Below are 11585 nucleotides of genomic sequence, written 5' to 3'. Positions count from 1 at the left end.
CAGTTTTTGATGGGTTTAGTCGCTAGGTCATGTGGAGTCAAGGATGTAAAACATGATAGCACGAGTCAAAAAGTCACCCAAAGCGGGGAAAATAATCCAGAAGTTCCTGCTCTACCTGATCCTCGCCAATTTTGTATTGATGGGGCTGTACATCTGGCATGCCGGTGAACTGACTCTGGGTGTGAATATCCTGCTCACCCTGCTGCTGATTGTGTACAACTTGTTGCTCTGCCAGCTGGTGTGCCTGCGAGCCCGCCGTTTCAGTGATAGTTACATCATTTATCCGGTCGTAGGCGTAAGCATTATTTTGTGTGCAGTCGTATTGTTCCGCTTCATTATTGCGCCATGAGTGGTCGCGACTTCCTTGGCAAAAATTAATCTTCACCGGTTTCCAAATAAATAACTTGTGAAAAATCAACTCATTTAATCGGCACTACGGAAACGCCGCGTCAATATGTTCCCCCTGTCCCATCTCCTTGCTTGAAAAGCCCCCTGCACGTCCTTAAACTTCAGGGTGGGGAAAAGTGGATCAAAGTGGTTTTTAGAGGGGCATCCAGCCACTCATTTACCTTTCAGGGACTTCAATTTGTTGCGTGGCGCTCACGCCATCAGCCTGGACAGCAAAGGGCGATTGGCGATTCCGACCAAATTTCGTGACTGGCTGCGCGATGAAAGCGACGGCCAGCTGGTCTGCACCATCGATATTGCCCACCCCTGTCTGCTCCTTTATCCCCTGACCGAATGGGAAGAGGTCGAGCGCAAGCTCAGGACCCTTTCCAGCATGCACCCCCAGGAGCGCCGCTTGCAGCGTCTGTTGCTGGGACATGCCACCGAATGCGAGCTGGACGGCAATGGCCGTCTGCTGCTCAGCCAGCCACTGCGCAACCACGCCGGGCTGGACAAGAAGATCATGCTGGTGGGCCAGCTCAACAAGTTTGAGTTGTGGGATGAAGCCCGCTGGCAACAACAGGTCAATGACGACATCTTGGGACTGCCCGGGGACGATTGGGCAAGCTCGCCACGACTACAGGATTTCTCTTTATAAATGACCCAAGCCGCTGAACACATCACAGTGCTGTTGCACGAAGCCGTCGAAGGTCTGGCCATCAAGCCGGACGGTGTCTACGTCGATGGTACTTTTGGCCGTGGTGGTCATTCTCGCCTGATCCTCCAGCATCTGGGCCCCAATGGCCGGTTGATCGCCATCGACCGCGATCCCCAGGCCATCGCCGAAGCGGCCAAGATCCAGGATCCCCGCTTCGAGATCGTGCATGGCCCCTTCTCCGGCATCACCGGCTATTTGACAGAGCGTGGCCTGCTGGGCAAGGTCGACGGCTTCCTGCTTGACCTGGGCGTCTCTTCTCCCCAGCTGGATGACGCCGAGCGCGGCTTCAGCTTCATGAAAGATGGCCCCCTCGACATGCGGATGGATCCCACCACGGGCCAGAGCGCCGCTGAGTGGTTGGCCAAGGCCGACGTGGATGACATCGCCTGGGTATTGAAAACCTTCGGCGAGGAGCGCTTTGCCAAGAAGATCGCCCGCGCCATCGTGCACGATCGGGTCACCGAACCCTATGTGCGCACCCGCCAGCTGGCGGAGATGATTGCCCGGGTCAATCCCAGCAAGGAGAAGGGCAAGCACGCTGCGACTCGCAGCTTCCAGGCCATTCGCATCTATATCAACAGCGAGCTGGACGAGATTGAAACTGCACTGAATGGCGCGCTGGAGGTGCTGGCACCTCATGGCCGCCTGTCGGTGATCAGCTTTCACTCTCTGGAAGATCGGCTGGTCAAGCATTTCATCCGCAAGCACGAGAAAGGGCCGGAGGTGCCGCACGGCATCCCGCTCACCGAGGCGCAGCTGGCGGGTGGCCGCAAGTTGAAGTCGGTCGGCAAGGCGCTCAAGCCTTCCGATCATGAAGTCTCTGAAAACACCCGGTCACGCAGCTCGGTGCTGCGAGTGGCCGAGCGCCTGGCGGATTAAACCATGAGTGAGGTGCGCGTTCATCTGGCCAAGGAGATCGCAAGCGATCTCTGGCGGCACAAGTTGCAGATTTTTCTGTCGGTCGCTGTGCTGGTGACCGCCTTTGCCGTGATCCTGGTGACCAACATGACTCGCGGCCTGACCGCCAAGCAGAACGATCTGATGGCGGAAGAGGATCGCCTCAACATCGAGTGGCGTCACCTCCTGCTGGAACAGGGCACTCTGGCGGAACATTCCCGGGTGGCGAGTCTGGCCATGGACAAGTTGCAGATGGCTCGCCCGCTGGTGACCACCGAGAAGGTAATAACCCAACCATGAAACGCAAGGCGACAGCCAAATCGGCCAAAGCGAATATCAAGGCGCCCTCCATCTATCCATGGCGCTTTCGCACTCTGGTGGTCTTCATCGGTATTGCGTTTGTCGGTCTGATCCTGCGTCTGGCGTGGATCCAGGTGATCAATCCTGATCGCCTGCGCCAGGAGGGGGATATGCGTTCCCTGCGCACCACCTCCACCCAGGCGGTGCGCGGTATGATCACCGATCGCAACGGCGAACAGCTGGCTGTCTCCGTGCCGGTCGAGGCGGTCTGGGCGGATCCCAAAACGGTGCACGAGTCCGGCGCTATCAACAACGAGCGGGCCTGGCTGGCGCTCTCCGCCGTGCTCAAGCTCGACATCAACACCCTCAAGCGGCGCATCGCCAACCCCAACAAGCGTTTCGTCTACCTGCAGCGGCAGGTGACGCCAGCGGTCTCCGAGTACATCAAGGGGCTCAAGCTGGGAGGCGTCTATCTGCGTCCCGAATCGCGCCGTTTCTATCCGACCGGCGAGATCAGTGCCCATCTGGTGGGGGTAACCAACATCGACGGCAGCGGCATCGAGGGGATCGAACGCAGCTACAACGAGTGGCTGACCGCCACCCCGGGCGAGATGCGGGTGCGCAAAGACAGGCAGGGCCGGGTAATCGAGCGGCTGGGGATCGTCAAGGAGGGCAAGAACGCCAACGATCTGCAGCTGAGCATCGATCAGCGGGTGCAGGCGCTGGCTTATCGCGCCCTCAAGCGCGCCACCGACGAGAACAAGGCAACCTCCGGCTCCATGGTGATGCTGGACATCAAAACCGGCGAAGTGCTCGCCATGGTCAACACCCCCTCCTACAACCCCAACAACCGCGGTCAGTACCAGAGCTTCCGGGTGCGCAACCGAGTGGTGACCGATACCTACGAGCCGGGCTCCACCATCAAGCCATTGATCTTGCTCAGCGGTTTGCAGGCAGGCGTCACCAGCTGGAAGGATTTCATACCGGGCGGGCCGCTCTATATCGGGGCCAAGCAAATCCGTGACGTGAGTATCCACAAGGCGACCAACCTGTACGACATCCTGCGTTACTCCTCCAACATCGGCATGTCACGCATCGCCCTGCGGATGCCGGCCCAGGAGATGATCAACACCCTCAGTATGTTCGGCTTCGGCATGGATACCGGCAGCGGCCTGATGGGGGAGAGCAGCGGCATGCTGCCCCAGCGTCGTCGCTGGTCCGATATCGAACGGGCGACCCTGTCGTTCGGCTATGGCCTGCGGGTCACTCCGCTGCAGCTGGCGTCCGCCTACGCCACCCTGGCCAACAAGGGCAAGCGGGTGCCCATCTCCATCGTCAAGGTGACCAAGCCGCCCAAGGGTGAGCAGGTCATCGATCACAACAACGCCGCCGCCATGCTGCAGGCGCTGGAATACGTGGTCGACAACGCCATTCCCAAGGCCAAGATCCCGGGTTACCGGGTCGGCGGCAAGAGTGGTACCGCCAAGGTCGCCGTGGCTGGCGGTTATGGCAAGGATTACATGGCCTGGTTTGCCGGGTTTGCCCCGGCCAGCGATCCCCGCTTCGTCATGGTGGTGGTGATCAACGAACCCAAAGGCAAGGCCTACTATGGTGGCGCCGTGGCGACGCCGCCCTTTGCCGAGGCCATGGGAGGGGTGCTGCAGCTCTTCAATATTCGTCCCGATGCAGTACCGCCATCAGTTCCCACCAAACTTGCCCGTACGGAGGCTAATAATGCAGTCCCGCGCACTTGATCTGTTGCTGCGCCCATTCGGAATCGAGGCGCCGGCGCTTCCCCTGACCGACATCCAGCTGGACAGTCGGCGGGTCGGCCCGGGCTCTCTCTTCATCGCCATTCGCGGGCATCAGGTCGACGGCAGACGGTTTATCGAACAAGCGGTGGCTCAGGGAGCGACCGCTGTTGTGTATGAGGAGGACGGTGAATTCGTTGCTCCTGCGACGTCAATCCCCTGCATCGGCATGGTGGATCTGCCTGCCCGTCTCTCCGAGCTGGCGGGTTATTTTTACGACCAGCCGGCGAACAAGCTGCAACTGGTGGGGATCACCGGCACCAACGGCAAGAGCACGACCGCGCTGCTGGTCGCCAACTGGCGCACCCTGCTGGGGGGCAAGGCCGGGGTGATGGGCACCATAGGTAACGGGCTGTTTGGCGAGCTGATTGAGGCGGAAAACACCACAGGCAGCGCCGTCCAGGTGCAGGCCAATCTTGCTGACCTGCAGGCGCAGGGGGCGGATCTGGCGGCGATGGAGGTCTCCAGCCATGGTCTGGTGCAATACAGGGTTGCTGCCCTGCCATTTGCCGCCGCCGTGTTCACCAACCTGAGCCGGGATCACCTCGACTACCACGGCACCATGGAGGCCTATGGCGCCGCCAAGGAGCTGCTGTTGCAACTGGTGGATGAACGTCATGCGGTGATCAACCGGGACGATGAACTGGGTGCCCAATGGCTGGCGAAATACCCGGATGCAGTCGCCTTCAGCGTCCATGGCCCGGTTGAGAACCATCCTGGCCGTCAGTTAACGGCGCAGCAACTCGATTTTCACCAGCAAGGTTTTCGTGCGCGGATTAACTCCAGCTGGGGGGATGGTGTATTATCCGCCCCCTTGCTCGGCCGCTTCAACGTCAGCAATGTGCTGGCGGCCATGGGGGTCATGCTGGTGCTGGGCTACGACTTCGACGCCCTGCTGGCCACCGCGCCGCAACTGCAACCAGTGACTGGCCGCATGGAGTGTTTCGGCGGTGGCGATGCGCCGCTTGCCGTGGTCGATTATGCCCACACTCCGGATGCCCTGGAGAAGGCGTTGCAGGCCCTGCGGGTGCACTGCAAGGGCCAGCTCTGGTGTCTGGTGGGCTGTGGTGGCGACCGGGATCGCGGCAAGCGTCCCATGATGGCCGCCGTGGCGGAACAGTTTGCGGATCGGGTGATCCTGACCGACGACAATCCCCGCACCGAGGATCCGGCCCGGATCATGGCCGACATGGTAGCGGGTCTTCGCGATCCCGCGACGGTGCAGGTGGAACACGACAGGGTCAGGGCCATCAACCTGGCACTTGGACAGGCGAGCAAGCAGGACATCATCCTGGTGGCCGGCAAAGGCCACGAGGATTATCAGATTATTGGAACCGACAAGCGGCACTACAGCGACCGGGAAACCGTCGCCGCCGCCTTGCATACATTATTGGAGTCATTCACATGATGACCCTCAGGCTTGCCGACCTGGCGCAGGCGCTCGATGCCCGTCTGATTGGTGAAGATAGTGAGATCACCGCAGTCAGTACCGATACCCGCACTCTGGGTAGCGGAGCCCTGTTTGTCGCCCTGCGTGGCGAGCGTTTCGATGCCCATGATTTTTGCGAGCAGGCCGTTGTCGCCGGGGCATCCGCCCTGCTGGTGGAGCGTGAACTGCCGCTGGCCGTGCCCCAGTTGGTGGTGGCCGACAGCCTCAAGGGGCTGGGGCTGCTCGGCAAGCTGGTGCGCGAGCGCATCAATCCGAAAGTGCTGGCCATCACCGGCAGCTGTGGCAAGACCACGGTGAAGGAGATGGCGACCGCCATCCTGCGCCACGAAGGGGAAGTGCTGGCCACCGCCGGCAACTTCAACAACGAGGTGGGGGTACCGCTCACCTTGCTGCGCCTCGAGCCGCAACACCAGTTTGCGGTGATGGAGCTGGGCGCCAACCACCCGGGCGAGATCGCCTGGACCACGTCCCTTGCCAGACCCGACGCCGCCATCATCAACAACGTGGCGGCCGCTCATCTGGAGGGCTTTGGCTCCCTGGAAGGGGTGTTTCACGCCAAGAGCGAGATCTTCGAGGGGCTGGGCGAGGGCGGCTGCGCCATCGTCAATGCCGACAACGAGTTCTGGCCCAAGTGGCGCGAGCGCGGCATCACCTGTGCCTTCTCCATCGACGATCAGAGCCAGCCGTTCCATGCCCGCGATCTGCTGATCAACGGGCAGGGCTGTGCCGAATTCGTGATGGTGACACCACAGGGTGAAGTGGCACTGACCCTGGCCATCCCGGGGCGCCACAACGTGGCCAATGCCCTGGCGGCGGCGGCGGGTTGCCTGGCGCTGGGTGCGTCACTGGCCTCCGTCAAGGCGGGCCTGGAGCAAATGGCGCCGGTCAAGGGGCGCTTCTGCGCCCTGCGCTGGGGTGGCCTCACCCTGGTGGACGATACCTACAACGCCAGCGTGGAGTCCGTGCTGGCGGGCATCGATGCCCTGACCGCCATGGGTGGCTTCAAGGTGCTGGTGTTCGGTGACATGCGGGAACTGGGTGAGGAGTCTGCCGAGCAACATGCCCGGGTCGGCCGTCATGCCCGCGAGTGCGGTCTGGATGCCGTGCTGACAGTAGGGGAACATAGTCGCCATACCGCAGATGCCGCGGCTGGCCGACATTTTGACAATAAGGCGTCGTTGTTCGAAGTGCTTGCACAAATGATTGATAAAAATCAGGAAATTTCAATTCTGGTCAAGGGAGCCCGCGGCTCCCGTATGGAAGATATCGTCGAGATGGTCAAAGACCGTCAGGAGTCAGCCTCATGCTAGTCTGGCTGGCGGAACTGCTCACCCCGCACTTCACCTTCTTCAACGTCTTCTCCTACCTGACGTTTCGCGCCATCCTGTCGATCATCACGGGTCTGGGGGTCGCGCTCTGGCTGGGGCCGCGTCTCATCCGCCGCCTGCAGATCCTGAAATTCGGCCAGGTGATCCGCAACGACGGTCCCGAGTCCCACCTCAGCAAGCGTGGCACCCCCACCATGGGCGGTCTGATGATCCTGGCCGCCATCTTCACCTCTGTGCTGCTCTGGTGCCGCCTCGACAACCCCTATGTCTGGCTGGTGCTGTTCGTGCTGGGGGCCTATGGTGCCATCGGTTTTGCCGATGACTACCTCAAGGTGGTGCGCAAGAATACCGACGGTCTGATCGCCCGCTGGAAGTACTTCTGGCAGTCGGCAGTCGCGCTGATCGTGGCGGTCGTCCTCTATACCACGGCGACCCACGATGGCCAGACCCAGCTGGTGGTGCCCTTCCTCAAGGATGTGATGCCCCAGCTCGGCCTGATGTTTATCCTGCTGACCTACTTCGTCATCGTCGGCACCTCCAACGCGGTCAACCTGACCGATGGTCTCGACGGCCTGGCCATCATGCCGACCGTGATGGTGGCGGGGGGCTTTGCCCTGATAGCCTGGGCGACCGGTAACGTCAACTTCGCCAGCTATCTGCATATCCCCTATGTGCCCTACACCTCCGAGCTGGTGATCGTCTGTACCGCCATCGTCGGGGCAGGTCTGGGCTTTCTCTGGTTCAACACCTATCCGGCCCAGGTCTTCATGGGAGACGTGGGCTCCCTGGCACTGGGTGGCGCGCTCGGTACCATCGCCGTGCTGGTGCGCCAGGAGTTCCTGCTGGTGATCATGGGCGGGGTCTTCGTGATGGAGACCGTCTCTGTGATCCTGCAGGTCGGTTCCTACAAGCTGCGTGGCGTGCGGATCTTCCGCATGGCGCCGATCCATCACCACTACGAGAAGAAGGGCTGGCCGGAGCCGCGCGTCATCGTGCGCTTCTGGATCATCACCCTCGTGCTGGTGCTGCTGGGTCTTGCCACCCTGAAGGTGAGATAAGGCCATGGTCATCATCATCGGATTGGGTAAAACCGGACTCTCCTGCGTCGATTACTTCCTCGGTCGTGGCGTCACGCCGCTGGTGATGGACACCCGCGCCAACCCGCCGGGCAAGGATCAGCTGCCGCCCGAGGTGGAGCTGGTCCAGGGGCTCGATGCAGAGTTGCTCAAGCAGGCGCACATGATAGTGGCGAGTCCGGGCATCGCGCTGGCGACTCCCGAGCTGAAAGCCGCTGCCGAGTGCGGCGTGCAGATCATCGGCGACATCGAGCTGTTCGTGCGCGACACCGAAGTGCCGGTGATCGCCATCACCGGTTCCAACGGCAAGAGCACGGTGACTACCCTGGTGGGCGAGATGATCGCCGAGGCCGGGCTCAAGGTCGGTGTGGGCGGCAATATCGGCACACCGGCACTGGAGCTGCTCAAGCAACCGATGGATCTCTGCGTACTGGAGCTCTCCAGCTTCCAGCTGGAGACCACCTACAGCCTGCGCGCCGCGGCCTCCGTGGTGCTCAACCTCTCCGAAGATCATATGGATCGCTATCAGGGGATGGCCGACTATCGCGCCGCCAAGATGGAGATCCATCAGCACTCCCAACACATTCTGGTCAACCGTGACGATGCCCAGACTCTGCCCGATGTGGGTCAGGTGTGGCAGAGTTTCGGCCTCGACTGCAACGGCTACGGCCGCTGCCTGCTTGATGGCCGTCAGTGGCTCACCCTCCATGGCGATCCCCTGCTGGCGGTCGACGAGATGAAGATCGTCGGTGCCCACAACCAGGCCAACGCGCTGGCCGCCATGGCCCTGTGCGATGCGGTCGGCATCCCCCGCGATGCCCAGCTCGCCGTGCTGCGCCGCTTCGAAGGCTTGCCGCACCGTGCCCGCTTCGTGCGCGAGGTGGGGGGCGTGCGCTGGATCAACGACTCCAAGGCCACCAACGTGGGGGCGACCCTGGCCGCCGTGGCCGGCGTGCGTGAGTCCGTAAAAGGGCGTCTGCTGCTGCTGGCCGGTGGCCAGGGCAAGGGGCAGGATTTCGGCCCCATCCAGGCGCTGCTTGGCAACCAGATTGATCACATGTACTGCTTCGGCCAGGATGCCGAGGTGCTGCTGGCCCTGGGTGAGCAGACCGAGCGAGTGGCGGACCTTGACGCCGCCGTCGCCAAAGCGGCCGCCGATGCCAGGCCCGGCGACTGGGTGCTGCTGGCGCCAGCCTGCGCCAGCCTGGATCAGTTCAAATCCTTCGAAGTGCGTGGCGACCGCTTCACCGAAATGGTGATGGCCCTATGAACGCCCTTCGCGCAGTCGCAGGCCTGTTCCAGCGCTGGTTGTTGCCGGCGCGACCCGCGGGTCTCTACGACCGGCAGCTGGTACTGCTGGCGCTGTCGCTGATGGCGGTCGGGGTGGTGATCGTGGCCTCCGCCTCGATCCCGGAGGGGATTGCCCTGGGCGATGATCCCTTCATGTTCGTCAAGCGTCACGGCATGTTCCTGGTGATGGCGCTCGGTATCTCCTGGTTTGTGTTGCAGGTGCCCATGGCGCGCTGGCAACAGCACAACGGTCCCATGCTGTTGCTGGCCATCCTGTTGCTGGTGCTGGTGCTGCTGGTGGGGCGCAACGTCAACGGGGCGGTGCGCTGGCTGCCGCTCGGACCGTTCAACCTGCAGCCTGCCGAATTCGGCAAGCTGGCGCTGTTCGTCTATCTGGCGGGCTATCTGGTGCGTCGCCAGAACGAAGTGCGCGAGGCTTGGCTCGGCTTCTTGAAACCGCTGGCGGTGTTCGGGGTGCTGGCCATCCTGTTGCTGTTGCAGCCGGATCTGGGCTCCACCGTAGTGATGTTCGTCACCTCGTTCGGCATGCTGTTTCTGGCCGGCGCCAAGTTGTGGCAGTTCATGATCCTGATTGGCGGCGGTCTGGGGGGCGTGATCCTGCTGATCATCGTCGAGCCCTACCGGATGCGCCGGGTGACCTCTTTCATGGACCCCTGGGCCGATCCGTTCGGCAGCGGCTACCAGCTGACCCAGTCCCTGATGGCGTTTGGCCGTGGCAGCTGGTTCGGCGAGGGGCTCGGCAACTCCATCCAGAAGATGGAGTACCTGCCGGAGGCCCACACCGACTTCGTGTTTGCGATTCTGGGTGAAGAGTTGGGCTATATCGGCGTGCTGGGTGCCCTGTTCCTCATCTTTGCCCTGGCGGTCAAGGCGCTCAAGCTAGGCCATCGCGCCCTGCAGGCCGACCGCCTCTATGACGGCTATCTGGCCATCGGCATAGGCATCTGGTTCAGCTTCCAGACCTTCGTCAACGTCGGCGCCGCCAGCGGCATGATGCCGACCAAGGGGTTGACCCTGCCGCTGGTCAGTTACGGCGGCTCCAGTCTCATCATCATGACGGTGGCGGTGAGCATGCTGATCCGAATCGATTTTGAATTGCGCCAGGCGACTGCCCAGGCGCGCGTGCGGGAGGTTTAGTGAGCAAAACGCTGTTGGTGATGGCAGGTGGTACCGGGGGCCATGTGTTCCCCGGTCTGGCCGTGGCCGATCGATTGAAGGAGCAGGGCTGGACTATCCACTGGCTCGGTACCGCCGACCGGATGGAGGCCGAGCTGGTGCCCGCCCATGGCTACCCCATCTCCTTCATCGATATTCAGGGGGTGCGTGGCAACGGCATCAAGCGGCTGCTGGTGGCGCCCTATCGCATCATCAAATCCATCCTGCAGGCGCGCCGGGTGCTCAAGACGGTGCGCCCTGACGTGGTGCTCGGCATGGGCGGTTTTGCCTCCGGCCCGGGTGGCGTTGCCGCCTGGCTCGCCGGCATCCCGCTGCTGCTGCACGAGCAGAACGCCGCTGCCGGCATGACCAACAAGCTGCTGGCTCGCATCGCCAGACGCGTCCTGATGGCCTTCCCCGGGGCTTTTGCGCCGAGCCATCGCACTGCCGTTGTTGGCAATCCGGTGCGTCCCGAAGTGGTGGCGCTGCCGGATCCCGAACTGCGCAGTGACAGCGAACCGCTGCACCTGCTGGTGGTTGGTGGCAGCCTGGGGGCCCGGGTGCTGAACGAGCAAGTGCCTGCCGCGGTGGCGGCTGCCGGTATCCCCATTGCGGTGCGCCATCAATGTGGCAAGGGCAATCGGGAGGCTGTGGCCGAAGCCTACGCCAAGCAGGGCGTTGCGGCCGAAGTGAGTGAATTTATCAAGGACATGGCGGGTGCCTATGCCTGGGCCGACCTGGTGGTCTGCCGGGCGGGGGCCCTGACCGTCTCCGAAGTGGCCGCCGCCGGTGTAGCCGCCATTTTCGTGCCGCTGCCCCATGCGGTGGACGATCACCAGACCCGCAACGCCCTGACCCTGGTCGACGGCGGTGCGGCTGAATTCCTGCCCCAGTCCGAGCTGACCACGGCCTCGCTGGCTGCGCGCCTCTCCTGGCTGGCCGGGCGCAGGGAAACCCTGTTTAACATGGCCCAGGCCGCCCGTCGCGTCGCCATTACTGATGCGGCAGAGCGGGTTGCGGATGAATGCAAGCGGCTCGCCACCAAACAGGGCGAGCACGCGTGATGAACAAGATTGCACGGACCGAGTCGTGCCGTGCGATCCCCGAATATAGCGATGCCGCCGGGCGGGTTGCCGGTGAATGCAAGTGGCT

At 62.4% G+C, this 11585-nt stretch carries 11 protein-coding genes; all 11 read left to right on the top strand.

Going from position 1 to position 11585, the window contains the following annotated elements; all coding sequences use genetic code 11:
- Positions 1 to 52: 52 nt before the first annotated feature.
- The 11 genes from MRK42_RS19355 (at position 53) to murG (ending at position 11497) form a co-directional block, all read left to right on the top strand.
- Positions 53 to 349, top strand: coding sequence for a hypothetical protein (locus MRK42_RS19355; protein WP_026458065.1), 297 nt, complete (start codon positions 53 to 55; stop codon positions 347 to 349).
- A 237-nt stretch (positions 350 to 586) separates the two neighbouring features.
- Positions 587 to 1045: a division/cell wall cluster transcriptional repressor MraZ gene (mraZ, locus tag MRK42_RS19350; protein WP_124238848.1), complete on the top strand. Its 459-nt coding sequence runs from the start codon at positions 587 to 589 to the stop codon at positions 1043 to 1045.
- On the top strand, positions 1046 to 1984 hold the full coding sequence (gene rsmH / locus MRK42_RS19345; RefSeq protein WP_026458063.1) for a 16S rRNA (cytosine(1402)-N(4))-methyltransferase RsmH: 939 nt from the start codon (positions 1046 to 1048) through the stop codon (positions 1982 to 1984).
- Between the two features lie 3 nt (positions 1985 to 1987).
- Positions 1988 to 2302: a cell division protein FtsL gene (gene ftsL, locus MRK42_RS19340; protein WP_026458062.1), complete on the top strand. Its 315-nt coding sequence runs from the start codon at positions 1988 to 1990 to the stop codon at positions 2300 to 2302.
- Positions 2299 to 4056: a penicillin-binding transpeptidase domain-containing protein gene (locus MRK42_RS19335; protein ID WP_042025075.1), complete on the top strand. Its 1758-nt coding sequence runs from the start codon at positions 2299 to 2301 to the stop codon at positions 4054 to 4056. Before ftsL ends, MRK42_RS19335 begins: the two co-directional genes overlap by 4 nt.
- Positions 4037 to 5521, top strand: coding sequence for a UDP-N-acetylmuramoyl-L-alanyl-D-glutamate--2,6-diaminopimelate ligase (gene murE / locus MRK42_RS19330; RefSeq protein ID WP_354688555.1), 1485 nt, complete (start codon positions 4037 to 4039; stop codon positions 5519 to 5521). Before MRK42_RS19335 ends, murE begins: the two co-directional genes overlap by 20 nt.
- The gene (gene murF / locus MRK42_RS19325; RefSeq protein ID WP_354688554.1) at positions 5518 to 6873 is read left to right on the top strand and encodes a UDP-N-acetylmuramoyl-tripeptide--D-alanyl-D-alanine ligase; all 1356 of its coding nucleotides are present in this window, start codon (positions 5518 to 5520) and stop codon (positions 6871 to 6873) included. Before murE ends, murF begins: the two co-directional genes overlap by 4 nt.
- On the top strand, positions 6867 to 7949 hold the full coding sequence (mraY, locus tag MRK42_RS19320) for a phospho-N-acetylmuramoyl-pentapeptide-transferase (RefSeq protein WP_026456764.1): 1083 nt from the start codon (positions 6867 to 6869) through the stop codon (positions 7947 to 7949). The genes murF and mraY overlap by 7 nt, the downstream gene beginning before the upstream one ends.
- A gap of 4 nt (positions 7950 to 7953) precedes the next feature.
- Positions 7954 to 9237 carry a UDP-N-acetylmuramoyl-L-alanine--D-glutamate ligase gene (gene murD, locus MRK42_RS19315; protein WP_216993564.1) on the top strand — a complete coding sequence of 428 codons (1284 nt, stop codon included), beginning with the start codon at positions 7954 to 7956 and terminating at the stop codon, positions 9235 to 9237.
- The gene (gene ftsW / locus MRK42_RS19310; RefSeq protein ID WP_042025080.1) at positions 9234 to 10415 is read left to right on the top strand and encodes a cell division protein FtsW; all 1182 of its coding nucleotides are present in this window, start codon (positions 9234 to 9236) and stop codon (positions 10413 to 10415) included. The genes murD and ftsW overlap by 4 nt, the downstream gene beginning before the upstream one ends.
- Complete coding sequence (gene murG / locus MRK42_RS19305; protein WP_354688553.1) at positions 10415 to 11497, top strand: undecaprenyldiphospho-muramoylpentapeptide beta-N-acetylglucosaminyltransferase; 1083 nt, start codon at positions 10415 to 10417, stop codon at positions 11495 to 11497. The genes ftsW and murG overlap by 1 nt, the downstream gene beginning before the upstream one ends.
- Positions 11498 to 11585 lie beyond the last annotated feature (88 nt).

Source organism: Aeromonas sp. 19NY04SH05-1, from assembly GCF_040581895.1.
In the GTDB taxonomy this organism is placed as follows: Bacteria; Pseudomonadota; Gammaproteobacteria; order Enterobacterales; family Aeromonadaceae; genus Aeromonas; species Aeromonas enteropelogenes.
The sequence above is the reverse complement of the archived record's forward strand: the minus strand, read 5'-3'. Positions and strand labels throughout refer to the sequence as shown.